Below are 23,907 nucleotides of genomic sequence, written 5' to 3' on the forward strand. Positions count from 1 at the left end.
CCCCCTATTCCGCTGCGGTCACGATATCCTTGAGCAGATTGACGACGTTTGTTTTTGTGACCGACCCGACGACCTCGACCCCGCCTTCGTCGGCGTCTACGACCACCGGCAGACAATCAAGCTGATGCGCAGTCATCTTGCGCACCGCTTCGGTGACCGGATCGCTCGGGGAGACAGTCACGATATTCGGATAGCGGGTCATGACCATACTGACGGGAATGCCGGCTGCATTGGCATGGCCGAGGGTCACCTTGAGCAAATCCTTGGGCGTCACGATGCCGGCGAACCGCATCTGTCCGTTGACGACGAGCAGCGTGTCCGCATCTTCGGTAAAGAGCGCCACGACCGCATCGTGCACCGAGAGCGTATCGGGCACGCTCACCGGCGCACCCTGCACCTGCTGCACCGTCAGCGCCCGCAGACGCTGGAGCGCCGCGTTATCCTGCTGATAGGCATTGCCCAGGAAATAGCCGACCTTCGGCTTGGCATCGAGTAGGCCGAGCATCACCAGCAGCGACAGATCGGACCGCAGCGTCGGACGGCTGACGCCGAGCAACTCGGCCAACTGATCGCCAATAATCGGCGCGTGCTGCTTGACTAGACGCATGATTTCCAACTGACGCGCAGATAGTTCGATGATGCGCCGCCCCTCCCAACGCTTTATTTTCGTCATGAATGGTAACAAATCTGAATTTAATGTATCATATATCAATTTTATGTACAATAAATCATCATAAAATTTCAAATTGTGACGTTCGAATACAGAGATTTCCCGACAATTAAAAGTGGCCTTGCGCTCTGATCTCTAAAATGTTCACAATGATCTGGAGCGGGTAATATAAGAGCATTGTATCAGATGCAAAATGAATGGGCGGAAAAGGAGCGGATATACGATGTATGCAGCAACCTCGGAGGAAATGCGGCGTCTGGATGCGCGGACGATCACGGAGATAGGCATTCCGGCCGCAATATTGATGGAAAATGCGGGTCGCCAGCTGGCGTGCGCAGTGCAATGTCTGGATCGCGGGCAATCACTGGCGGAGGGCGGCATGCGTGTGCCCGAGGGCTTCGGACGCGGCCGGCGTCCCGGGGAGTCGGCAGCGGACACCGCCTCATGCGGACGACCATGGGCGCTGCTCGTGGGCAAGGGCAACAACGGCGGCGACGGGCTCGTGGCGGCGCGCCATCTGCAGGAAGCCGGCATCCCCGTGTGCATCGTCTACGCGCATTCGCCGGATACGCTGCGCGGCGAGGCTGCGCTGCAGCGCGATATTGCGGTGCGTCTGGGCATTCCGTGGGAGGTATACGAGCCCGGCAGACTCGCATGGAAAGGCTGCGCCGGCCTCGTCGACGCGCTGCTGGGCACCGGGACGAAGGGCGCGCCGCGCGCGCCCTACGATGCGCTCATCCGCGAAGCCAATGCGAGCGGTCTGCCGATCGTCGCCGCCGACCTGCCGAGCGGATTGGATGCCGACACCGGCGAGGCGTATGCGCCATGCATCGCGGCCAGAGCGACCGTAGCCTTCGCGCTGCCCCAGCGGGGCCTGCTGCAGCATCCGGGCGCCGCGCTGGCCGGAGAGGTCGCCGTCGCGCCAATCGGCATCCCCGGCGCGCTGGTGGAGGACGAGCGCATTCCGGTGCAGGCGCTCACCGCGGAGGTGCTGCGCCAGTCGCTGGGCGCCGACCCGGAGCACGCGAGAGCCAGCGACTCGCACAAGGGCACCTACGGCCATGTGCTGGCCGCCGCCGGTAGCGCCGCGATGAGCGGCGCCGGTCTGCTGTGCAGCACCGCCGCCCTGCGCGCCGGCGCCGGTCTCGTGACCTGGGCCGTCCCGGAGACGCTCGCCCCGGCGCTCGCCGGGCTGCGCCCGGAGCTGATGCTCGCGCCGCTGCCCGACGGCGGGCGCGGCGACTGGGCCCAGGTCGACCCCGTCGCCCTGGCCGAGCTGGCCGGGCAGCGCGACGCGCTCGTACTGGGGCCCGGGCTGGGACGCTTCCCACAGGGAGACGCGGCCTGGCTGCGCCGTCTGTGGGAGGCCCTGCCGGCGGAGCTGCCGCTCGTGCTCGATGCGGATGCGCTGGGCGCGCTGGCCGAGGCCGATGATTTCGCCCAGTGGCCGCGCCGCAGCGGCGCCGTCGTGCTGACTCCCCATCCGGGCGAGATGGGACGTCTGACGCGTACGGGCACCGCCGAGGTGCAGCGCGACCGCATCGCATGCGCCATGCGCTATGCGCGAGACCACGCCGTCACGCTCGTGCTCAAGGGCGCGCGCACCGTCATCGCGGCTCCCGGGGGACGCGCCTATGTCAACCCGACCGGCAATCCCGGCATGGCGACCGGCGGCACGGGCGACGTCCTCTCCGGCATCGTAGCCGCATTGCTCGCAGGCGGGCTGGAGGGCCCGGCCGCGGCGGCGCTCGGCGTCTACCTGCACGGCGCTGCGGGGGACCGTGCCGCCGCACGTCGCCGCACGCCCGGCTCGCTCATCGCCTCGGACGTGATCGAGGCGCTGTAGCTCCTGGCATAGACGATAGCCTCGCTCGGCGCACACCAGTCGCCCCCGCTCTGCCCGAGCGGAGGCGACAGCGGTAGCAGTCCGGACCAGCGCGCTATCGGGCGGTCAGCTCCATGAACGCCTCGACGTCGCTCGTCGCCAGCCGCACCGCCTCGCGCCAGAATTGCGGCTCGTCGAGCCTCACGCCCAGATGGCGCTGCGCCAGCTCCTCGACGGACATGCGCCCGGTATCCCGCAGCAGGGCGTCGTAGCGCGCCGCAAAAGCCGGCCCTTCCGCCAGCGCCCGGGCATAGATGCCGCTGCTGAACAGATACCCGAACGTGTAAGGGAAATTGTAGAACGGCACGTCGGTCAGATAGAAGTGCAGCTTGGACGCCCAAAAATGCGGATGCGGCCGGCCCAGCGTCCCGGCGAACGCCTCCGTCTGCGCCTCCGTCATGAGCGCGCCGATCTCCTGCGCCGACACGAGGCCGCTGCGACGCCGCTCGTAGAAGGCCGTCTCAAACTGAAAGCGGGCATGAATATTCATGAAAAAAGCAACCGCTCGGCCGAGCTTGTCCTCGAGCAGCCCCAGCCGCTCCTGCGGATCGGACGCGAGCTGCAGCGCCGAGTCGGCGACGAGCATTTCGGCAAAGGTCGAGGCCGTCTCGGCGACGTTCATCGCATATTCCTGGGCGAGCGGCGGCAGATCGTCCATCAGATGCTGATGGTAGGCATGCCCGAGTTCGTGCGCCAGCGTCGCAACGTTGGAGGGCGTACCGGAATAGGTCATGAAGATACGGGTCTGGCGACTGACCGGGAAAGCCGTGCAGAAGCCGCCCGGCCGCTTGCCGGGCCGGTCCTCGGCCTCCACCCAGCCCTCCTGCAGCGCACGGGCCGCAAAGTCTGCCATCGCCGGACTGAAGGCGCGAAAGCGTTCCACAATAAAGGCGCCGGCCTCGTCGTAGGGCATCGTCTTGGCCGCGGCGCCCAGCGGCGCCTCGACATCGTGCCAGTCCAGCCGTTCCACGCCGAGCAGCTCCGCTTTGCGCCCCAGATAACGCGTCAGCTCCGCCTTGCCCGCCTCGACCGCCGACCACATCGCCGTCAGCGTCGCCTCCGACATGCGGTTCAGCTGCAGCGGCTCCTTGAGCACACTCTCCCAGCCTCTGCGCGCATACAGCTTGAGCCGGAAGCCCGCGATGCGATTGAGCGCATCCGCACACAGCGGCGCTTGCGCCTCCCAGACCCGCTCCCATTCGTCGTAGGCCCGCTCGCGCAGCGCGCGATCGCCGCCCGATAGTCGATTGTGCATTTGTCCCGCCGACAGCCATTCTTCCTGATCATCCGATGCATCCGGGCTACGAAAGCGAGCCTGGGCGACGATCGTATTGTACAGCTCGCCCCACGCGTGATAGCCGTCGACGGCGAGCTCGCCCGCCAGCGCTTCGAGCTCGGGCGCGAGCCGTTCGCGCGCTTGCAGGCGCCGCTCCTCGAGCCCGAAGGCGACCGCGGCCAGCTCCGGCCGCGCCAGGAGCGCCCGCCACGACTGGTCGCTCAGCTGCGCCAGGGCTGCATCGTAGCGCGTCAGCATCGCCTGATACGCCGCCGCCAGCGTCTGCACCCGGTCGTGACACGCCGCCGCCGCGTCGTCCTTCATATTCTGCGCCAGCAGGCACGAGACGAACGATTCCGCCTGACGCAGCCGCAGCAGGATCGCTTGCAGCCGCTCCGTCCATTCCGGCAGTCGCAGCAGGGCCTCCGCTTGTTGCGGCTGCACCGCCGCAGACACGTCCGCTGCGGGCGCAACCGTCGACGCCGCGCGCAGCGCCTCGTCCAGCTCGCCGATCGACCGCTCCAGGCCGTCCAGCTCGGCGCAATAGGCCGCCGACTGCGCCCCGCCCGCATACAAGGACTCCAAATTCCAGCTCATCGGCAAATTCTCCATACGGCACGCTCCCTTATTCCATATTCCATTCATTTGGCTTTGTCGCATTTGCGCAATTGACGAAATCCGTGTATAACTACAATTAACGCTATACAACAAGGAGGCGACCGCCACCATGTCCAGACCGCTTCAAATCTCGCCCGATACCGCCGTCAAGCTGGCCGAACAGCTCGGCGTGCCGCTCGAGCATCTCATGCATATGCCGCGGCACATTCTGCTGCAAAAGCTGGCCGAGCTCTCATCCGGACCGGACGCCGACGCCTCGCGTCCCCCATCGTCCGGGAACAAAAACGAACCCGGCGCCCAGGGCGGCGATCAGGCATGATCCCGCTTGAAAACTGCCTGCCCTACGACAAGCTCATGAATGATATTTACGTCAACGAATGCCCGTTCTGCGGAGCGGACAACGTCTTGCTGCCGCTGCTGCCGCAGGAGCTGGCGCTGATTCGGGACGGCAAAAAAAAGCTGCTCGTCTTTCCTTGCTGTCATAGCAGGGTGACGATCGTCGATACCGATTCCGACTATCTGCTTACCACCCAGCAGGTGCGCAGCCTGTGAATCCCGGACGCTAAGCGCGGCCGGGATTTTCCAATTCCTCCGGGAGCTCCAGCCGCTTTTGCAGCATGTCCTCCCGCAGCACCTGCCACTGCTCGCGCGAGGCGCGAATCATGGCAGCGTCCATAATTTTTTTGTCATTAATGACCCGCCCGAACCACTTGACCGCCTCGTACGGCTCGTCAAGCCGGCGGTGCAGTTCGCCCATCAGATACATCAGGCGGGCCTGATTGTCCGGCGACCCCTCCAATTCGTACACGCGCACATACGCATCCAGCGCGAAGCGCAAAAACCGCAGCTCCTGCTCCTGGTCGCCGTGCTCGCGGTACAGCCAGGCAATATGATGCAGCAGACCGGCGATAATCCGGTCCTTGTCGCCGATCGTCTGCGCGCAGATGAGCGCCAGCTTGTAGCAATCCAGCGCCTGCTGCCAGGAGCGCTCGCCGCCGTAATCGCGCATCTGCCAGCTGCTGCCGATCCGCGCGGCGTAGCTGGCCTTCTGACGCTCGGAGAGCTGCTGCACGGCATTCTCGGTCGAAGCGAATCCGCAGCGCGGGCAGACCCGCACGACGTAATATTCCGGATTGACCGCGCCGCTTTTGTAATACGTGCAAAAATCGGCGTCGCGCCGCACCGCGACCTTGAAGCTCGGGCGCACGCGGGATGTTTTGTAGGCCTGCTCGCAGCACGGGCAGGTGATTGTCGTCTGATACAACGGCTCTACCACGTCGCTACGCCTCCTCATCCGTATTGATGAAATGATAGGCCGGCCCCGACAGCCGCTCCAGCACCAGCTCCTGCAGCTCCGGCGCCAGCTCGGCCTCGGCCAGTGACCGCCGCATGCAAGCCAGCCACGCGTCCGCGTGCGCGCGCGTGATCGGGAACGGCAGGTGACGAGCTCGCATCATCGGATGGCCGTACGCATCCGAATAGCGCGTCGGCCCTCCGAAAAACTGCGTTAAAAAAAGCGCTTGCTTTTCCATGACCGGGGTGACGTCCGCAGGAAAGAGAGGACCCAGCAGCGGGTCCGCCTGCACCTTGGGATAAAAGGCTTCCACAATTCGGGCAATGGCGGCCTCGCCGCCGATTGCCTCGTAAATCGTTGCATAAGATTTCATTGCAATCCCCACACCATCGCTTCCATATTCGGGTTGTCGCTCGCCTGCACGGCTCGCTTTGGCAGGTCCAGTATACCACATCGCATTGCCGCGGCGCATTTTTTCCGGGACGTCAAACAAGCTGTGCCAAGGGATTCTCTATCCCTTGGCACAGCTTGTTGACACGCTCGCACGGAGCGACGACCTGCCGTCAACGCGTTGTCGATAGACCTGCCCCCCTCCCGAGCCGGTGTCCGATCCACCTCATGCCGCAGCACGGCGGGCTCGTCGTATACCGAAGCAATGTCGTCGTTACAGCACAGGGCAAGTCGTCAGTCGGATGCCAATGCCGCTCGGATCGCAAAAATACCAGCCGTCGCCACGCGTCTCATAACGCTCGCCTCGCGCATCCAGCCAGGCGAGGATCGCTTCGATCCGCTGCGGATCAGGGCAGACAATCGTATAGTGCAAGAGCCCGGCCGCGTCCGCCGGGGGTGACGGCGCGTCGACGCCCGCCCAGATGTTGAGACCGATATGGTGATGATAGCCGCCTGCCGCAATGAACAACGCGCCGGCGCCGTAGCGCAGCGTCGGCCGAAATCCGAGCACCCCGCAGTAGAAAGCCTCTGCCTCGTCCAGCCGCTTCACATGGAGATGGACATGCCCGATCACCGTGCCCTGCGGCAGCCCGCTCCACGTGTCTTGCTCCGCGAGCTGCAGCAGGCCGTGTGAGTCGAGTGGATCGGCATCCATATAGATGCTGCCGTCGGGCAGTCGCCGCCAGTGCTCGCGCGGATAATCCCAATAAATCTCGATCCCGTTGCCGTCGGGATCGCTCAAGTAGAGCGCCTCGCTCACATCGTGGTCCGCAGAGCCGACGCCGACGCCCGCCTGCAGCAAGTGACGCAGCACGAGCGCCAGGTCGCGTCGCTCCGGCACAAGCAGCGCGAAGTGGTACAAGCCGCTGCAGCGCTGCTGCGGCGCCCTCTTCGCACCGGGGCGCTCCTCCAGCACGAGCAGCGGATGGATCCCGTCCGCGGTCAGCCGCACGGCCCCTCCGTAGCGATTCAACACGCGCAATCCGACGATCTCGCAGTAGAAGCGCTCCGCGCGTTCGGCACTCGCCACGCGGAGATGAACCGCCCCCATCTCCGTGCCGGCATGCGCGGAGCGGACCGGGTGCGGAACTGCTCCCGCTGCCGGTCCCGCCCCGCGTTGCTCCAACGCCGCTCCCACGCGCGTGGTGCGACTCACCTTGCCGCCGTCGCCGCTCATGACAGCTTGACGGCTGCCTTCACCCCTGTCGGCTCCGCCTGCGCGCGAAATGCTTTGACCTTGTCCATGAATGCCCGTACCCGCGCCTCGTCCACCGCATTCTCGAATCGCCCGTCCACCTTGAACGTCGTGCCGACGACCGCGCCATCAGCTACGGAGAGTTGCCGTTCGATGTTGTCGATCCGCATGCCCGTATTAGCCAGCACAACCGTATCCGGCACTTGCGCCTTCACCCGCTTCAGCAATTGGCCGTCCGTCTCTGCGCCAGCGATCAGGCCGGAGACACACAATGCGTCCGGTCGATTATTGAACACGGTCGAGCGCGCGACACTCTCGATATCCCTGTCCGCGAGATACTGCGCCGCTTCCGGCACAATGTTGTACAGCAGCTTCACATGCGAAGCCCCGATCTGCCGCTGATGGCGAATCGTCTCTCCGACATTCGTATTCCACAGTCCGAAGTCGCTGGCATACACGCCGCTGAATATCTCGCGCACGAAGCTTGCGCCTGTCGCCGCAGCCAGATCCAGCGATTTTTTGGCATCCCACAACACGTTGACGCCGAACGGCACGCGAATCTCCCCCATCAGCTCGCCGATGATGCGCGCCATCGCCGCCACCGTCTCGGTCCGTACATCCGTGAGGTACGGCAAGCTGAATTCGTTGGAGAACATAACAGCATCCACGCCGCCGCGCTGCAGCGCCAGCAAGTCCGCGCGGGCTGCTTCGAGCACATACGCCATCCCCTTGTCCGCATCGTAATGCGGATCCCCCGGCAATGGCTGCAAATGACACATCGCAATAATGGCCTTCTCCGTGCCGATAATCTCCTTAAGCCAAGTCATATGCCATCTCTCCCTTTCGGTATAGTAGTCGTCGTGCATTCAATCTCCAATTCCTCAAGCGAATCCGCCATCGCATCAGCCCATGGCCGCATCCGCTCCGCCATCTCCGGGTGGTCCGGGATGCCGACGCCGATACATCCGGCTGCACGGGCCATCCGAACATCGACGAATGAATCGCCAATCATCATGATCCGCTCCGGACGAATGCCCGTACGACGCGCGATTAGCTCCAGCATATCCGGATGCGGCTTGCCGCGCTCGACATCGACGGGCGTCACCACGAACTGCAGGGCCTCTACCCGCGCATAGCGGGCAATTGATCGTCGCGTGCGGTCGTCATCGTCCGAGGTCGCGATGCCGAAGGGCACACCCGCCGCCTCCAGACGGTCGAAGATCGCCGGGAACCCCGGCCTCGGCTGCAGCGATTGCAGCAGATCGAATTGCCGGTCCGAGACTGCGAACAGCTCCGCTGCACGTTCCCGGCACACCCCCCAATCCGCGTCGCTCCATTCGGCCAGTACCGCCGCAGTGACGATGATCTCCTCCTGCGGAGGCGCCAGCGCGAATATCCCGCCCGGCTCCACGTCCGTCACTGCTCCACCGGTCTCCCGCACGCCGAATCGACGACACCAGGCGCGCACCCCCTCCGAGGGCAACGCCTCACGCAGTGCCGCAATCCGGATCTGGGCCAGACATTTCCAGAAATATTGGGCATCGAATAACAGCCCGTCCTTGTCGAATACGACCAGCTCGACCTCGAAATGTCGATCGCCGATGCGAATATCAGTCATCGCTTAGCCGCCTCCTCTTGGTTGACGCGTCACCAGGATGCAGCGACGCCGTCGCAGCGCGGGTCGGTGCCCGCACACAGCACGCCGCTGTCTTCATCGCGCCAGATGATCTGTCCCCGGCCGAACAGACCGGAATTATGCGCCACCTCGAGCTCATGGCCGCGATCGCGCAGCGCCTGGGCCAGTTGCTCCGGGAAGCTCGGTTCAATCAGCACCTTGCGGCCCTGCTCCCACTTCCAGCGCGGCGCATCGAGCGCCGCTTGGGGATTGAGCCCGTAATCCAGCATCTGCCGCAGCACTTGCAGATGGCCCTGTGGCTGCATGAATGCGCCCATGACTCCGAACGGTCCGATCGCACGACCTCCGCGCGAGAGGAACCCGGGAATGATCGTATGGTACGTCCGCTTGCCCGGTGCCAGCGCGTTCGGATGATTCGGATCGAGGGAGAACGTATGCCCCCGATTGTGCAGACCGATCCCGGTACCCGGCACGACAAGTCCGGATCCGAATTCCATATAATTGCTCTGGATATAGGACACCATATTGCCTTCTCCGTCCGCCGTCGCCAGATACACCGTGCCTCCGCCGGGCGGCTTGCCCGTATGCGGCAACAAGGCTTGATCGCCGATACGCGCCGCCTGGCGACTCGCATAGGCTGCCGAGAGCAACTCTGCCACACGCGCTTCGTCCATATGCCGCGGATCAGTAATGCTCCACAGCCCGTCTTCGAAGGCAAGCTTGATCGCCTCCAGCTCGCGATGCGTCCGCGCGTCTACCAATTCGTCCTCCAGCCCCGAATTCCCGCCTCCGTCTTCACGCTGCTGCAGGATGTTAAGCGCCATCAGCGTGACAATGCCCTGGCCGTTGGGAGGCAGCTCCCAGACGTCGTAGCCGCGATAGCTGCCGCTCACAGGATCCACCCACTCCGGCGTATAAGCCGCGAGGTCCTCAGCCCGCAGATAGCCGCCATACTGACGGGAATAGGCGTCGATTCGCCCCGCTAGCTCTCCCCGGTAGAACGACTCGCCTCCCGTCTCGGCGATGCTGCGCAGCGTCGCCGCATGACCGGGAGAACGCCACCATTCGCCCGGCGCTGGCGCTCTGCCCTGCGGTGCGAAGGTCTCGAACCAAGATTGGTACTGCTCCCCTTGCACCGCCGCACGATATTCTGCGAAGGCCGTCTGCCACGAACGGCTCGTCGTCGGCGATACGGCATAGCCCTCCTCAGCATAAGCGATGGCCGGCGCCAGCAGCGTCGTCAATGGCAACCGTGCGAACCGGCGTGCCAGTTCCGCCCACGCCGCAGGCGCGCCCGGCACGGTCACCGGCGTCCAGCCGTACATCGGCATCTCGGTCAAGCCTTGCTCCCGCAGCGCCTCGAGCGAGAGCCCTTGTGGGGCCGGTCCGCTGCTATTGAGCCCGTGCAGCCGATCCTTCATCCACACGAGCGCGAAGGCGTCGCCGCCGATGCCGTTGGACGAGGGCTCCACTACTGTCAGGCATGCAGCCGTCGCGATCGCCGCATCGACGGCATTGCCCCCTTGCTTCAGCATCTCGAGTCCCGCCTGCGCCGCGAGATGCTGCGAGGTCGCCACCATGCCGCGCTTGGCATAGACCGCCGTACGCCGGGACGGGTACGGGTAATATTGCGTATCGTAGTGCGTCATCGGGCATCCCGTCCTTCTATCGTAATTCATGCCGCCCGAGCGTCACAGTCGCCCGGGCCTCACATGTCCCTGCTACAGCAGATCCGCTCCGCCGGTGACATCCAGCGCCTCTCCGGTGATGAAGCCCGCCGCCGGTGTGGTCAGGAACCAGACCGCATCGGCCACATCCTCCGGCTCCTCCAGTCGTCCCAGCGGCGTCATGCGAATATATTCCTCGCGTACGCCCTCCGGCGTCATCCCCCGCAGCTCGGCCTCCCAGCTCAGCTCGCGGCTCTGCATCCCGGTATTGACATACCCGGGACAGACACAGTTGACGGTGATGCCGTCCGCCGCCAGCTCAATGGCCGCGCTCTTCGTGAAGCCGATCACCGCCCACTTCGAGGCTGCATAATGCGCCAGCAGCGGCACACCGCGCTTGCCCGCCATCGAGGCGGTATTGACAATACGCGCGCCGCGCCGCTCCCGCAGATACGGCAACGCCGCCTGCGTGCACAGGAACACGCCCTTGCTGTTCACATTGAAATTGAAATCCCACTCGCGCTCGCTCAGCTCCGCGATCCGATTCATCGTCGAGACGCCGGCATTGTTGATCAATATATCGATACGGCCGAAGCGCTCGCGAATCGTCGCGAAGACGCTCCGCGCCGACGCGCCGTCGGTCACATCCAGCTCGTAAGCGCCGTGCTGCTGGCCCTCGGAGACGGCCAGCAGCTCCGACGTCTCGCGCGCCGCCGCCTCGTTCAGATCGACGACAGCGACGGACGCGCCGCCAGCCGCCAGGCGCCGGGCGATGCTGCGACCGATGCCGCCGCCCGCCCCGGTTACGATCGCGACTTGTCCAGTCAGCTCCTTCATGATGCATGCTCCCCCTTCGTCGTAGATGCCCCTGGCGGCTGCGCCGCCTCGGTGCGGTCGCGATACAGTGCATTCACACGCTCGAACTGCGGCTTCAACAGCGGATACAGCTCGCGGTAGACCGCATAGGCCTCGTCATAGATTGCAGTGTGTGCCGGGATCGGCCGATAATCCGCGTATTCGGTCAGGAAGCGTTCGATATCCTTCCAGTCCCGATAGAGCCCCGCCGTCTTGCCCGCGAGGAATGCAACGCCCAGCGCCGAGCCAGGGTGACCGGGATATGCGCGAATCTCGGTCCCCAGTACATCAGCCGCAATCTGACACCAGAATCGGCTCTTGGCGCCGCCATTGGTCGCGAGGACGCGTGTCGCCCGGCACCCGATCCCCTCCAGCACCTCGATATGATGACGGAAGCCGTAGATGACTGCCTCCAGCACGGCGCGGAAGATGTGGCCCCGCGTATGCGACAGTGTCAAGCCCATCAGGACGCCCCGCGCCTGAGGATCGAAGATCGGCGTCTTCTCGCCCAGGAAGTACGGCAGGATAATCAGACCGTCCGCTCCCGGCGCGACGCGGGCAGCCTCCTCGTCCAGTCTGCGGAACAGATCGGGCGAGTTGTCCTGCAGCATCTGCTCCGCATACCACTTGACGAGCGATCCGCTCGAGGCCATGCAGCCATTGAGCAGATACGCATCCGGGAAGACATGACAATCGAAGAACAACTGCGGGTCGGGACGGATCTCGTCCATGCAATACAACAGATCGCCGGCGCCCCCGAACTTGATCAGCAGCTCGCCCGGCTCCGTGATGCCCGCAGCCAGCGTCGATGCGACATGATCGGCGCTGCCGGCGATGACGGGAATGCCAGCCGTCAGCCCGGTCTGCGCGGCAGCCGCCTCTGTCACCGCGCCTATGATTTCGCCCGAAGGGCGAACCGGCGGCAGCAGCTCCGGGTCCGCGCCCAGCAGCGCAAGCGAGTCGTCCAGCCACTCTCCCGTGCGGATGTCGTACATGCCGCTCTCGACGGCCCAATTCATCTCCAGCGCACGAACGCCTGTCAACGCATAATTGATATAGTCGTATGAGCCCAGCACTGTGCGGGTCCGCGCCCATATCTCCGGCTCGTGACGCCGCACCCACAATAGCCGCGGCAGCACATGCTGCAGATTCGAATAGCCGCCCGTCCGCGCGAACAGGCGCTCCTGGTCGAGGGCGTCCCTGACCTCCTCCAGCTCCTGCACGGCACGGGCATCATTCTGCTGGATGGTCGCCCGCAGCGGGCGGCCATCCCCATCCAGCAGGACAAGTGCCGGCACCATCCCGCTCACGCCGATTGCGGCGATCTGACCGGCTGCCTCCGGCGCCGCCTCGAGCGTCTCGCGCACGACGCGCAGCGTATTGGCCCACCACTGCTCTGCGTCCTCCTCGGCCCATCCGACCTGCGGCGAACGCAGCGAGTGCGTCGCGCTCGACTGATGCACGATATCGCGCTCGGAGAGCAAGATCGCCTTGACGGCGGTCGTCCCGATGTCGATCCCCAATGTATAAGCGGCGCGCGGAGCCTCTTGCCCCGTCCGGATGCTCTGATGTGTATCCAGCGTCCTCACCTCGTCTCGACGGCGCCGGATCGCTTCGCCTTGTGCGGGACGAACTCCGGCTTGAGCGGACACGCTTCTTTCCAGGGGATCTCCTTGGGTGCGATGACGCCTTCGCTGTAGATGCGCTCGGTCGGGATGTCGGGATCGAGGCCTTGCGGCAGCTCGCCCTCCTCCACACGCTTGATGCCCTTGAGCACCATACGCCGCAGCGCAATCACACCGACATCGCTCGTCCCCAGATGCTCGCGGGAGCGATCGACGATCGCGCCCATGCTCTCGGTCACGGCATGATCCTGGTTACTGATGCCGATGATCCCGGAGAAATTCCCGTTCTTCATCAATTCGCGATCCTGCTTGTAATTGTTGCTCTTGTTGTAGATCTTGCGATGCTGCTCATCGACCCAGAGTCCGCGACGCTCGCGCTGCGTCTCGTGATGAAGCGGACGATCCAGTGTGAAGTGCACATCATAGGACCAGGTCGTGTAATCGTCGATCGGCACATAAGCGTGGAACAGATGATCCTCCTCCGCCACGCGCGGCGTATACGCAAAGCTCGGCATCAGGATCGGCGCCTCCAGGATAAACGCGTTATCCGCATCCGCTTGACCGACGAACATATTGCGGAAGCCGTAAGTCGTCTCCTGCACCGTGAGCAACGGATTGTGCGAGGTCACGAGCGGATGCGACGGATTGATGCCGAGCTCGGTGCTCAGCGCGCCTTCCTTCATCTCCTGTTCGTTCAGCGCCAGATGCGCGAACGCTGCATGCATGTAGTCGATTTCGTTCTCCCAGATCTGCAGATAGTTGCATTCCTGGTAGACCTTGGCGACCATACGATGCGTCTCGGGCAGCGACGTCCAGATGAGATTCGGCGGGGCCGGCATTCGCTCCGGCTCCCCCATATACGTCCAGACCAATCCGCCTGCCTCATGTACGGGGTAACTCTTTTGCTTGATCTTGTCCCTGAAGCGGCTATGATCCGGCTCGGAGGGCATGCTCGTGCACGCGCCGTCCGTGTCGAATGCCCAGCCGTGATAGATGCAGGCCAGGCCGCATTCGTCATTGCGTCCGAGCGTCAGCGAGGTGCCGCGATGCGGGCAGAATTCGCCGAGCAGTCCGACCTTGCCCTCCTGATTGCGGTATGCTACCAATCGTTCGCCTAGCAGCTTCACTGGCAGTGGCGCGCCTCCCGCCTCCACTTCCTCCGACAGGAAGGCCGGCAGCCAGTAGCTCCGGAAAAGCTTGCCCATCGGCGTGCCTTCCCCGACGCGCGTTACGCGCTCATTATCCTTGTGCGACAGCATAGCGTCTCCCTCCTCAGATTAGTATTGCGGTATCCAGCATGCCGTGCACGCCCTTGACGCCATTGACCGCCTGAGTGATATGATAATCCGCGGCGATGCTGCACAGTCGGTAGGCCTCCTTCGCCGACAGACCGTGCTCCGTCTCCAGCAACCCGATCATCTGCCGCGCCGCCATGGTCAGCGCCGCTTGCAGACTCTCGTCGAAGCCCATGCTGATCAGCAGGCTGCCGCGTCTGGCATACGGCCACTGTTGATCTGTGCCCCGCAGCAGCTCCAGTCGAAATTCGCCCTCCAGAGACGTCTCGATTGCAGTCACATCAATCTCGCCGTCCCCCTGGGCGCCGTGACCGTCACCGGCATAGAAGTGGGCGCCCTCCCGCATGACTGGCAGGTAGAGCGTAGTCCCCGGTGTCAGCTGCCGGTTGTCCATATTGCCGCCGAAGCGACCGGGCACAATGCTGCTCTGACGCCCCCATGCGAGCGGCGGGGCGACACCCATAATGCCGAAGAACGGCGCCGTCTTGATCCTCATGCGCCCATAGCTCGCATAGCGCCGCTCCTCATCATATGTCAGGATCGCGACGTCCGGCTCGTCGTATTCATTGAACAACAGGCCGGACATAGGACCAATATAATTGAATCCGTATGGCGCATCGATGCGCACACGTTCAATATGCACGGCCAGCGTATCGCCGGGGACGGCGCCCCGGACCGCGACCGGTCCGGTCAGGATATGGACGCCCGGGCCGCGATCCAGCACCTGCTCGTGAATGCGTCGCAGCGTCTCCGGAATCCAGCCCGCAGGGACTGGATCATCCGGCGAGCCGGAGACGGAGCGCAGCACCAGCGTGTCGCCGGAATCGAGCTCCAGCACGGCCTCGCCAGCGCCGCCGACATAGCCCCACTGCACGGTACCGGGCCCGGCGTCCAAGCGGTGAATACGGGTCATGGCTACACCTCCTCATTTGCGGCATTGCGCCTGTAATATGAATCGCTACGCGTTATTGATCTACCGTGCCCAGGAATTCCTGGTCGACCATTACCTCCAGATCTGCCGCTTGCTCCACCGTGCCGGTTGAGGTCAGGATCTGGTTATAGTTCTCGATCTCTCCCACTGCCGATTCGTCCATGAACACCTCCAGGCGAATGTCTTCGAAACGAGCCAGCACATCCTCCTGCGTGAGCTGCGTCGCCTCGCCGATAATCGTCGCTGATTCTTCGGGATTCGCCTCAAGGTATGCCTGGGCCTGCTGCAGCCCGCGCAGCAATTCCTGGTAGGCCCTCACGTACGCTTCATCTTCCATCGAGGACTTATTCACGAGCAGGAAGGTCGTATTGGGAATCCCGAGCTCTCCGGAGGTCGCTATCACCTTGACCTTGTCTCCGAGCGCCTCGACTGCCTGTGCCGGGAACGGATCCCACAGCGCGAAGGCATCGATATCGCCGCGCGCCATCAACGCGATCATCTCGGCCGGACCGGTCGCCGTGGCGGTGTAGTCGTCTGTGCCCAGTCCCCCGTCGACCAGGTACATATTCTCCAGCACGAACTGGCTGACTGTATTCGGTACAACCCCAATCGCCCGCCCCTTGAGATCCTCCGGTGCATTCACATCCGACGCCGCCACGATGCTGACGGCCGACGGCTGCTGGCTGACGGCAGTGAGCGCGAGCAGGCCGCTGTCGTTCCCGCGAATCGGGAACGTGTCCGCCGCTCCGAATGCCACCTGAATCTGTCTCGCCTGCAGAGCATCCACCGCCTCAGCTCCGTTCGCGAACGAGACGATCTCGTAATCCAGCCCCTGCTCGTCGAGGAAGCCCTTCGCATCTGCAATGAACAGCAGTCCCGACGACGGACCCGACTCCCGGGAGATGCGCAGCGAAGCGCTTGGTGTCTGTTCTTCAGCCTGGCCTGCCTCTGTCCCGTTAGCTGCCTCGCTATTGCCGGCGCCCGCATTACCGCCATTCGACGTATCCTTGTTGCCTCCACATGCCGTCAACAAGACCAGCAGCACCACACCTGCAATCCATGCCCAATTGCCCATACGCTTGCTTTGCTCTCCCATATTTTTCTCCCCACTCTCTCTTTGAATAATTATCAGATGTGATCAAAGAAATAACGACGCCCCAAACGCTTCGCGGCTTGCCTGAACGCATAGTCAATCCCGATGCCCAACAGACCAACAAGAATGGTGCCGACAAAAATCTGATCCATCCGCATATACACACTGCCATACTTGATAATATAGCCGACGCCCGAAGAGGCATCCATCATCTCTGCCGTCACAATCGTAAGGAAGCTATAGCTCATGCCGATTCGTGCACCTGAGATAATGCTCGGCACCGTACTCGGCACGATGACCGTGCTGAACAACTGCCAACGGCTCGCTCCCAGCGCTTGCGCCGCCCTGAGCTTCGTCTCGTCGATCCCCGCCACCCCGGTCAGAATGTAGAGGAACGAACCAAAGAAAGAGGCATAGGTCAGCAGAATCAGCTTCGAGCTCTCGCCGGTTCCGAACCACAGAATGATCAGGCTCAGCCATGCCACAGGCTCGACGAACCGCAGCGGGAAGAGCAGTGGCTGCACCCCGCGCCGCAGCCAATCCACCATGCCGAGCGCCCAGCCGGCCAGAGTGGCCAGCAGCACCCCAAGCACCCAGCCGGAGCCAAGCCGCAGCAGGCTGACACCAATGCTCTCAAGCAGCAATCCGCTGCGCAGCATCTGCATCGCACTGTCCCACACGCGAAGCGGCGATGGCAGGAACAACTCCGGCACGAGCCTCATCGCCGCCAGTACCCACCAGACTATGATGGCAATGATGAACGGCACGAGCACAATCCCGGCGCGAACGATCGGCCTTCTGGGACTCATCGTCTACTCACCTCCTCATCATGAATCGATACCCGAATAGACGGAACAACGCTTGCACCAACAGATCTGCGAGCACGCCCATCAGTCCGAGCGTGACGATCCCCAGAATCGCCACATCCGTCTGATGCAGCACACGCGCATTCCAGATCATCTTGCCGACCCCGTCCTGTGCTGCCAGCGTCTCGATGCCCACGATGCTCATGAAGGCGAATGCAAGTGAGCCGCGCACCCCCTTGAGCACCTCGGGCATCACCGAGGGCACGAGCACCCCCCAGAAGATGCGGATCGGTCCAGCGCCCATCGAACGCGCTGCTTGCAGCCTCACCTGTGCGACACGCTGCACGGCATCGGCAATGTTGACGGCGACGACCAATGCGACGCCATAGCCGATAATCACGTACTTGATCGTCTCGCCCACCCCGAGCCAGATCACCAGAATCGGAACGATGGCAATAGCCGGAATGACGCGGAAGAACTGAATTGGCGAGTACAAAAATTGGCCCAGCGACGCGTACCGCCCCATCAAGATTCCCCCGACCATACCGACCAGACTGCCGATCCCCCAACCAACCAGCACGCGTTGATAGCTGGCCAGCACGGTTCCAAGATAGCCCGGTGTCGTGAGCTGTACAAAAAACAGCTTGATAACCGCTACAGGCCCGGGCAAGAAGGCAGGACCCGATATCCAGGCGGCGAGCTGCCACAGCACCGCAAAAGCAAGACTCCCCAATAGCGCGGCCGGCTTCCAGCGCGTAACCTTTCGGGTCTTCATAGCGAACGGACGCTGCCTTTGAACGGATTGTCAATCTCGTCCATCAGACGATTGTAGAGCTTGGCGAATGTCTCGTTCATACGCTGACGCGGGTAAGGCATTTGCACGTGAAGCTCGGCCTTGATGTTCTTCTCGGGGGCGCGCGCCATGACGATGATATGATCTGCCAGCATGAGCGCCTCTTGAATATCGTGCGTGATGAACAGCACCGTCTTGCCACTCTTGCGGCATAGCTCGGACAGCTCCTGTTGCAGGTAGTTACGCGTCTGGGCATCCAGTGCGGCGAACGGCTCGTCCATGAGCAGGATCTCCGGGTCGCTGGCCAATACCCGAGCAATCTGCACGCGTTGCTTCATCCCGCCGGATAGCTCCCCGGGGAATTTGGACGTATGTTGCGTCAACCCAACCTGCTCGATCCACTCGTCGGCACGTTTACGCCGCTCAGCCTTGCTAATCCCTTTGATGCGCAGTCCGTATTCAATGTTCTCTCGCACCGTTAGCCATGGGAACAATGCCGTATCGCTTTGAAAGACGACGCCGCGTTCGGGCCCCGGTCCGTTTACTGGCTTGCCGCCAACCAGAATGTCACCCTCGGTTGTTTGCTCAAATCCCGCGACCATGTTAAGCAGTGTCGTTTTGCCGCAGCCACTCGGCCCGAGCACGCACAGGAAGCCGCCCTTGCGCAGCTTGAGATCCACTTCCCTTACGACCCGAACCCGTTCTCCGTTGTGACGGAAATAGTCCTTCCCGACATTGCGGCATTCCAGTGCGATTTCCTGCTCTTCGGAAGCAGCGCTCAGACTAGGTGAAGCCATGGCCGTCATCGCATCATCTCTCCTTTGAACGATTGGGTTAGTCGTGCAATACGATATGTCCGTCTTCCACCGTCACTTCATATGATTTCACGCGTGATCTCGGATCGGGGAACAGCGACTGGCCGTTCGACACGTCAAATTCCCAACGATGCCATGGACAGCGCAACACGCCGCCTTCTTTGCCATACGTATATTCGCCTGCGCAGGAGGGCAGAGTCGTCCCGGTCAATTCGCCATCTGACAACCTGGCCCCCTGATGCGGGCATACGTTGCGCATCGCGCAGTATTCACCGCTCCCGGTCATGACCAGCACGACCTCGCGGCTTCCGATGCGGATGCTGCGCTTGCTGCCCGGCTCCATTTCCTCCACTTTGCATACGACATGCTTCACGGTATCCGGCCTCCTCGTCATCGGGCATTCCTTACGTCAATTGATAGAAGTCGCGGGCATTTTCGTAGAAAATTTTGCGTTTCAGCGAATCTGGGAACGAAGTAGGCAGTGAGCGCTCCGGCGAATCAAAGTCCCAGTGCGGATAATCGGTAGAAAATAGCAGCAACTCGTCGCTGCCCATCAGCTCAACCATCTTGAGCATATCGGCAGGACTCGGGTCCTCGATCGGCTGTGTCGCGAAGCGAAAGTGTGTCTTGATGTAGTCGCTGGGCATACGCTTCACCCATGGAACTTCCATTCGCAAGGACTTGTAGTTCTGATCCATACGCCACATCAAGGAAGGCACCCACGAGAAGCCCCCCTCCAGCATCGCGATTCGTGTGCGCGGATACTTATCGAAGACGCCATTCATAATCAGATTGACAGCCATGGACATGAAGGCTTGCGAGAGAACAATATGCCATTCGATATAATATCGCGGTGTGCCGAACGGACTCTGAACCGAATTGCCCTGATGCATCGCCACGACCAGATTATGCCGCTCGGCCGCCTCGAAGATCGGATGATAGTGCGGATCGCCATAAGGCGCGGTGCCAATCGGCAGCAGCACCTGTACAATGCGCGGGTGATCGGCGAGCCGTTCAATCTCGCGCACAGCCGTCTCGACCATCTGCGGCGCCACATGGATCGAACCGAGGAAGCGCTCGTCACGCTCGAGCCAGTGCTCGATCATCCAGTCATTGTACGCACTTGCGAGCGCGGCAGCCAGCTCGAACTGCGCCTCCATTGTCGCCGGGTAGAATAACCCCGTCAGCATCGCATACTTCATGTCGTAGCGATCCAGGAGCTGCTCCCGCAGCACATCGTAGTCCGATCCAGGCACCGCGCCGTTAGGCAACAGCGCATCCAGCCGCGAACCACCGATCGGATGGGTGTACTTCAATTCCCCCCAGCCTGTCCAGTTGCTCATATAGCTCCGGAACGGCTCCTTCATATAGGGCAACAACTGTTCGATTGAAGCGAAGCGCTCGTGAACATCCGTATCGATGAGCGGAAACGTTGTGTGCTTACCCTCAGTTGAAGAGCCCAAATTCAATTCCCCCTACCTATATGTTATTTTATCTAACACAATAATAACCGGTTACGTTTGATTATAGCATCCAATCCCTTTAAGTCAATATAGATCATAAAATTATTGTTTTTATTCACATTTCAATCATTATTGATCAAAAAAATAAACACTCTCCCATTGGAAATCAAAGGGGAAGTGTTTATTTTATACTGAAACGTTAGTTTTCTTTACACAAACGTAAGTCTTCCTTTCATCCCCAATTCCTCCGCCGAAATCGGAATCGGGTTGGTAATCAATTCAGTAATCGCTTCATAATCGCAAATTTTCACCAGGGACGAGGATTCGTATTTGGAGTGATCGGCCAGCGCATATGTTTTTTGGGAACGCTCGATTATCCATCGCTTAATTTCCACTTCTTCCAAAATAATATCCGTCACGCCCTGCTCCTTGTTAAAGCCGGCCAACCCCATAAAAAAACGGTCGAAATTAAACTGTCGAATCGTATCCTTGGCAATGGAACCAACCATAGATTGCTCCGATTTACGCAATTGCCCACCTATAACGTACACATTATGCTTGCTGCGGGACAATATGAAAGCAATCTGGAGCGAATAGGTGAAAATTGTTAGATTCGAGACTTTAAGCAGTTCCTTGGCGAGCTCGGCGTTGGTTGTACCGGCATCAAGGGCAATGACCTCGCCTTCCGAAATCAAGCTCGCGGCATATCGTGCGATCTTTTTTTTGTTTTCACGATTGTGCTTCTGCCGCTGGTCAAACAACGGCTCAAACCCCAGGCCCGGCAACGACGCAGCGCCTCTGGGACGGAGAATCAAGCCCTTTTCCTCCATCGCGGACAGATCCCGTCGAACAGTCGGCTCTGAGACAAGCAACCGCTCTGCGAGCTCCTCAATCGTGAGCGGAGATTTTTCCTGCAACAGCGTCAATATTTTTTGCTCTCTCAGCAATATCCTCCTTCTCCCTTCGTTAGATTTGAATGTTATCTATTGTACCATATTTTGTGATCAAAATAACTATTTTTGATCATATAATGATCAAAAATAGCAAGTCGGTATGCAAGAAAGGATGCGTTCCGAACAGAAAGACGCACAAAAACGGCCTCACCGCCTGATGGCAGCGGGGCCGCTTTGTATTTTGAACGCTGCTATGAAAAACGCCACATCCCGTACCTCGGGTCTTGGCGCGCGTGCAACTCGTAGCTCAGTAGCTGCTCCAGTCCTCTTCGCCAGGCGCAGTCAAAGATTGACGGATGACATAGACGAACAGAACGGCCAGAAAACCGGCGACAATACTGACAAAGCTCATCCTCATCACTCCCTGATGGTTGCCCATCTCAGTATAGATATAGTGTATCATACCCCGAACCGAAAATCAGTCCCTTCTGCAAGCGCTTTCTGAATAACTTTTTTTAAAAAGCGTGTGCGGTGGGATGATTGTCCAGCCTGCCGCATACATCTGAATAAATAAGAGTGGTTGAACGGGAGGCATGGACCATGGCGCATAAACGCATTCACCCGCTGCTGCTTGCTGCGAGCTCCCTGCTTGCGCTTTCGCTGCTGCTCGCAGTATTTCCCACCGCCGTGCTCGACGCGGCGCTGCGCGGTGTCTCAATCTGGTGGGAGGTGCTGTTTCCGGCCTTGTTCCCCTTTTTTGTTCTTTCGGAGCTGTTACTGGGCTTTGGCATCGTCCATTTTTTCGGCACGCTGCTCGACCCGCTGATGCGGCCGCTTTTTCGCATTCCCGGCATCGGCGGCTTCGTCGTGACGATGGGCTTTGTGTCCGGCTACCCGGTTGGTGCGAGGCTGACCGCGCAGCTATGGGAGCAAAAGCTGATCGGCCGCGCCGAGGGTGAACGGCTCGTCGCCTTTACCACCTCGTCCGATCCGATTTTTTTGATCGGCGCAGTGTCAGTCGGCTTCTTCCATAATGCGGCACTGGCGCCGCTGCTCGCCGCCGCGCACTATGGCAGCGCAATGGCCATTGGGCTGCTGATGCGCTTCCATGACCGCAAGGCGCCAATGACCGCTTCCAAGGTCGAAGCGCAACCTCCCGGCCGCACGCGCGCCGGGCGAGCGCTCCATGCGATGCACGCCGCGCGTCTGGCCGACGGACGAACGCTCGGACGACTGATCGAGGACGCGATCGGCTCGGCGCTGCGGCTCATGATGGTCGTAGGCGGACTTGTGGTGTTTTTTTCCGTACTCATGGAGGTCCTCACCCATGCCGGCATCCTGCGCGTGCTCGTCCTGCTGCTGCAAGAGCTGCTCGGCGCCATGCAACTGCCCGAGCAGCTGTCCGGCGCGATCGTGAACGGCCTCTTCGAGGTGACGCTCGGCGCCAAGGCCGCGGCCGAAGGCGGCGGCCTCGTGCATCAGGCGGCGGCGGCGGCGGCCGTCCTCTCGTGGGGCGGCTTGTCGGTGCATGCGCAGGTCGCCAGCCTGCTGGGCCGCACGCCACTGCGCTATCGCCCGTTCGTGCTCGCCAGAACGGTGCACTGCGTGCTGGCGGTCTTGCTCGTATATACGCTCTGGTGGTGGATGGGACCGGCGGGTTAACATTGTCAGCGGCGGCTTTTTTCGATATCATCTACGTAGACTCACGTCAACCACGACCCGGAAGGAGCTAGCCTGCTTGAAATATGCTGTAATCGACCGCGGAGACCCGCTTTCCAAGAAGCTGGCCGAACAATTCCATACCCTAGTCAGCAATAAAGGCTTGGTGCAAGACGATCAATCGCCCGAAATCGTCGTCTCGATCGGAGGAGACGGCACCTTGCTGCAGGCCTTCCATCTCTATATGAACCGGATGCACGACGTCGCCTTCGTCGGCGTGCATACCGGACACCTCGGATTCTATGCCGACTGGCAGGCCGAGGAGCTGGAGGAGCTCGCCGAGCTGATGACCAAGCACGAGCCGCAGCGCGTCCGCTATCCGCTCGCACAGATCGACCTGGACACCGCGGAGGGCGTATCGACCTATCTGGCGCTCAACGAATTCGCACTCAAGGGCGTGAACGGTACGCTGGTGGCCCAGATCAACATCAACGACGAGATGTTCGAGATGTTCCGCGGCGACGGCATCGTCATTTCGACGCCGACCGGCAGCACGGCCTACAATAAAAGCTTGGGCGGCGCCATCATTCACCCCTCGATCCCGTCGCTGCAGATCGCCGAGATCGCGTCGATCAACAATCGTGTATACCGAACGCTCGGCTCCTCGGTGCTGCTGCCGGAGCATCACCATTGCGATATCCTCTCCCGCAAGGAGCAGAAGCTGCTGCTGACGATCGATCACGTCAACATCGAGCGCGACGATATTCGCGCCATCCGCTGCAGCGTATCGGATTTGCGCGTGTGCTTCGCCCGCTACCGCTCATTCCCGTTCTGGACGCGCGTGCGCGAGGCGTTCCTCGGCTACGATGTGAAATAGCTGCTCATGCCGCTCTACCTTCCCAATCAAAAAAGCCACCGCCTGCACTTGAAAGCGCAGGCGGTGGCTCATTCGCCTCATAATTACTGCATCTCGATTCGACATAATTTG

Annotated in this window: 24 protein-coding genes; 5 read left to right on the forward strand and 19 right to left on the reverse strand. The window is 61.6% G+C overall.

The window, feature by feature from the left end; genetic code table 11:
* Positions 1-4 precede the first annotated feature (4 nt).
* Positions 5-673: a CBS domain-containing protein gene (locus IDH44_RS03955; protein ID WP_190914916.1), complete on the reverse strand. Its 669-nt coding sequence runs from the start codon at positions 671-673 to the stop codon at positions 5-7.
* Positions 674-893: 220 nt separating this feature from the next.
* On the opposite strand from IDH44_RS03955, the gene IDH44_RS03960 reads away from it, so the two are divergent.
* On the forward strand, positions 894-2,516 hold the full coding sequence (locus IDH44_RS03960) for an NAD(P)H-hydrate dehydratase (protein WP_190914918.1): 1,623 nt from the start codon (positions 894-896) through the stop codon (positions 2,514-2,516).
* Between the two features lie 94 nt (positions 2,517-2,610).
* On the opposite strand, the gene IDH44_RS03965 is transcribed toward IDH44_RS03960, so the two are convergent.
* Positions 2,611-4,428 (reverse strand): M3 family oligoendopeptidase, encoded by a 1,818-nt coding sequence (locus IDH44_RS03965; RefSeq protein WP_223869352.1) that lies wholly within the window; start codon positions 4,426-4,428, stop codon positions 2,611-2,613.
* Between the two features lie 130 nt (positions 4,429-4,558).
* Between IDH44_RS03965 and IDH44_RS03970 the strand changes: the two genes are divergently transcribed.
* A complete protein-coding gene (locus IDH44_RS03970; protein ID WP_190914922.1) occupies positions 4,559-4,768 on the forward strand; it encodes a YycC family protein in 210 nt (69 codons plus the stop codon).
* Positions 4,765-5,001, forward strand: coding sequence for a hypothetical protein (locus IDH44_RS03975; RefSeq protein WP_190914924.1), 237 nt, complete (start codon positions 4,765-4,767; stop codon positions 4,999-5,001). The genes IDH44_RS03970 and IDH44_RS03975 overlap by 4 nt, the downstream gene beginning before the upstream one ends.
* Positions 5,002-5,011: 10 nt before the next feature.
* On the opposite strand, the gene IDH44_RS03980 is transcribed toward IDH44_RS03975, so the two are convergent.
* The 17 genes from IDH44_RS03980 to IDH44_RS04060 all read right to left on the reverse strand — a co-directional run bounded on the left by IDH44_RS03980 (position 5,012) and on the right by IDH44_RS04060 (position 21,314).
* Positions 5,012-5,725: a DUF2225 domain-containing protein gene (locus tag IDH44_RS03980; protein ID WP_397326738.1), complete on the reverse strand. Its 714-nt coding sequence runs from the start codon at positions 5,723-5,725 to the stop codon at positions 5,012-5,014.
* Between the two features lie 4 nt (positions 5,726-5,729).
* Entirely contained in the window at positions 5,730-6,116 is a 387-nt protein-coding gene (locus tag IDH44_RS03985) for a globin domain-containing protein (RefSeq protein WP_190914928.1), read from the reverse strand.
* 291 nt (positions 6,117-6,407) lie between these two features.
* Positions 6,408-7,370, reverse strand: coding sequence for a VOC family protein (locus IDH44_RS03990; RefSeq protein WP_190914930.1), 963 nt, complete (start codon positions 7,368-7,370; stop codon positions 6,408-6,410).
* The gene (locus IDH44_RS03995) at positions 7,367-8,215 is read right to left on the reverse strand and encodes a BtpA/SgcQ family protein (RefSeq protein ID WP_190914932.1); all 849 of its coding nucleotides are present in this window, start codon (positions 8,213-8,215) and stop codon (positions 7,367-7,369) included. The genes IDH44_RS03990 and IDH44_RS03995 overlap by 4 nt, the downstream gene beginning before the upstream one ends.
* On the reverse strand, positions 8,212-9,006 hold the full coding sequence (locus IDH44_RS04000; RefSeq protein WP_190914934.1) for an HAD family hydrolase: 795 nt from the start codon (positions 9,004-9,006) through the stop codon (positions 8,212-8,214). The genes IDH44_RS03995 and IDH44_RS04000 overlap by 4 nt, the downstream gene beginning before the upstream one ends.
* 29 nt (positions 9,007-9,035) lie before the next feature.
* The gene (locus IDH44_RS04005) at positions 9,036-10,673 is read right to left on the reverse strand and encodes a gamma-glutamyltransferase family protein (RefSeq protein ID WP_190914936.1); all 1,638 of its coding nucleotides are present in this window, start codon (positions 10,671-10,673) and stop codon (positions 9,036-9,038) included.
* 72 nt (positions 10,674-10,745) lie between these two features.
* Positions 10,746-11,528 carry an SDR family NAD(P)-dependent oxidoreductase gene (locus IDH44_RS04010; protein ID WP_190914938.1) on the reverse strand — a complete coding sequence of 261 codons (783 nt, stop codon included), beginning with the start codon at positions 11,526-11,528 and terminating at the stop codon, positions 10,746-10,748.
* Positions 11,525-13,198 carry an FGGY-family carbohydrate kinase gene (locus IDH44_RS04015; protein ID WP_317890104.1) on the reverse strand — a complete coding sequence of 558 codons (1,674 nt, stop codon included), beginning with the start codon at positions 13,196-13,198 and terminating at the stop codon, positions 11,525-11,527. The genes IDH44_RS04010 and IDH44_RS04015 overlap by 4 nt, the downstream gene beginning before the upstream one ends.
* Positions 13,132-14,430, reverse strand: coding sequence for a Rieske 2Fe-2S domain-containing protein (locus IDH44_RS04020; protein WP_190914940.1), 1,299 nt, complete (start codon positions 14,428-14,430; stop codon positions 13,132-13,134). The genes IDH44_RS04015 and IDH44_RS04020 overlap by 67 nt, the downstream gene beginning before the upstream one ends.
* A gap of 13 nt (positions 14,431-14,443) precedes the next feature.
* The gene (locus IDH44_RS04025) at positions 14,444-15,379 is read right to left on the reverse strand and encodes an acetamidase/formamidase family protein (RefSeq protein ID WP_190914942.1); all 936 of its coding nucleotides are present in this window, start codon (positions 15,377-15,379) and stop codon (positions 14,444-14,446) included.
* 52 nt (positions 15,380-15,431) lie between these two features.
* Positions 15,432-16,493, reverse strand: coding sequence for an ABC transporter substrate-binding protein (locus IDH44_RS04030; RefSeq protein ID WP_190914944.1), 1,062 nt, complete (start codon positions 16,491-16,493; stop codon positions 15,432-15,434).
* 32 nt (positions 16,494-16,525) lie between these two features.
* Entirely contained in the window at positions 16,526-17,299 is a 774-nt protein-coding gene (locus IDH44_RS04035) for an ABC transporter permease (protein ID WP_190914946.1), read from the reverse strand.
* A gap of 7 nt (positions 17,300-17,306) precedes the next feature.
* A complete protein-coding gene (locus IDH44_RS04040; RefSeq protein ID WP_190914948.1) occupies positions 17,307-18,071 on the reverse strand; it encodes an ABC transporter permease in 765 nt (254 codons plus the stop codon).
* Positions 18,068-18,895, reverse strand: coding sequence for an ABC transporter ATP-binding protein (locus tag IDH44_RS04045; protein WP_190914950.1), 828 nt, complete (start codon positions 18,893-18,895; stop codon positions 18,068-18,070). Before IDH44_RS04045 ends, IDH44_RS04040 begins: the two co-directional genes overlap by 4 nt.
* A 28-nt stretch (positions 18,896-18,923) precedes the next feature.
* Complete coding sequence (locus IDH44_RS04050) at positions 18,924-19,277, reverse strand: Rieske (2Fe-2S) protein (RefSeq protein ID WP_190914952.1); 354 nt, start codon at positions 19,275-19,277, stop codon at positions 18,924-18,926.
* Positions 19,278-19,308: 31 nt separating this feature from the next.
* Positions 19,309-20,367, reverse strand: a complete 1,059-nt coding sequence (locus IDH44_RS04055) for an amidohydrolase family protein (protein ID WP_223869354.1) — start codon at positions 20,365-20,367, stop codon at positions 19,309-19,311.
* Between the two features lie 209 nt (positions 20,368-20,576).
* A complete protein-coding gene (locus IDH44_RS04060; protein ID WP_190914956.1) occupies positions 20,577-21,314 on the reverse strand; it encodes a DeoR/GlpR family DNA-binding transcription regulator in 738 nt (245 codons plus the stop codon).
* 546 nt (positions 21,315-21,860) lie between these two features.
* Here IDH44_RS04060 and ylbJ point away from each other — a divergent pair.
* Positions 21,861-22,922: a sporulation integral membrane protein YlbJ gene (gene ylbJ, locus IDH44_RS04065; protein ID WP_190914958.1), complete on the forward strand. Its 1,062-nt coding sequence runs from the start codon at positions 21,861-21,863 to the stop codon at positions 22,920-22,922.
* A 76-nt stretch (positions 22,923-22,998) separates the two neighbouring features.
* Entirely contained in the window at positions 22,999-23,796 is a 798-nt protein-coding gene (locus IDH44_RS04070; protein WP_190914960.1) for an NAD kinase, read from the forward strand.
* Positions 23,797-23,907 lie beyond the last annotated feature (111 nt).

This window comes from Paenibacillus sabuli (assembly GCF_014705605.1).
GTDB lineage: Bacteria > Bacillota > Bacilli > Paenibacillales > Paenibacillaceae > Paenibacillus_D > Paenibacillus_D sabuli.

Coding starts and splice junctions, on each gene's coding strand:
- IDH44_RS04025 (WP_190914942.1), bottom strand. CDS start 15,379: ATGACCCGTATTCACCGCTTGGACGCCGGGCCCGGTACCGTGCAGTGG.
- IDH44_RS03965 (WP_223869352.1), bottom strand. CDS start 4,428: ATGAGCTGGAATTTGGAGTCCTTGTATGCGGGCGGGGCGCAGTCGGCG.
- IDH44_RS04005 (WP_190914936.1), bottom strand. CDS start 10,673: ATGACGCACTACGATACGCAATATTACCCGTACCCGTCCCGGCGTACG.
- IDH44_RS04030 (WP_190914944.1), bottom strand. CDS start 16,493: ATGGGAGAGCAAAGCAAGCGTATGGGCAATTGGGCATGGATTGCAGGT.
- IDH44_RS03990 (WP_190914930.1), bottom strand. CDS start 7,370: ATGAGCGGCGACGGCGGCAAGGTGAGTCGCACCACGCGCGTGGGAGCG.
- IDH44_RS03975 (WP_190914924.1), top strand. CDS start 4,765: ATGATCCCGCTTGAAAACTGCCTGCCCTACGACAAGCTCATGAATGAT.
- ylbJ (WP_190914958.1), top strand. CDS start 21,861: ATGGCGCATAAACGCATTCACCCGCTGCTGCTTGCTGCGAGCTCCCTG.
- IDH44_RS04045 (WP_190914950.1), bottom strand. CDS start 18,895: ATGACGGCCATGGCTTCACCTAGTCTGAGCGCTGCTTCCGAAGAGCAG.
- IDH44_RS03955 (WP_190914916.1), bottom strand. CDS start 673: ATGACGAAAATAAAGCGTTGGGAGGGGCGGCGCATCATCGAACTATCT.
- IDH44_RS04010 (WP_190914938.1), bottom strand. CDS start 11,528: ATGAAGGAGCTGACTGGACAAGTCGCGATCGTAACCGGGGCGGGCGGC.
- IDH44_RS03960 (WP_190914918.1), top strand. CDS start 894: ATGTATGCAGCAACCTCGGAGGAAATGCGGCGTCTGGATGCGCGGACG.
- IDH44_RS04035 (WP_190914946.1), bottom strand. CDS start 17,299: ATGAGTCCCAGAAGGCCGATCGTTCGCGCCGGGATTGTGCTCGTGCCG.
- IDH44_RS04020 (WP_190914940.1), bottom strand. CDS start 14,430: ATGCTGTCGCACAAGGATAATGAGCGCGTAACGCGCGTCGGGGAAGGC.
- IDH44_RS03995 (WP_190914932.1), bottom strand. CDS start 8,215: ATGACTTGGCTTAAGGAGATTATCGGCACGGAGAAGGCCATTATTGCG.
- IDH44_RS04040 (WP_190914948.1), bottom strand. CDS start 18,071: ATGAAGACCCGAAAGGTTACGCGCTGGAAGCCGGCCGCGCTATTGGGG.
- IDH44_RS04000 (WP_190914934.1), bottom strand. CDS start 9,006: ATGACTGATATTCGCATCGGCGATCGACATTTCGAGGTCGAGCTGGTC.
- IDH44_RS03970 (WP_190914922.1), top strand. CDS start 4,559: ATGTCCAGACCGCTTCAAATCTCGCCCGATACCGCCGTCAAGCTGGCC.
- IDH44_RS03985 (WP_190914928.1), bottom strand. CDS start 6,116: ATGAAATCTTATGCAACGATTTACGAGGCAATCGGCGGCGAGGCCGCC.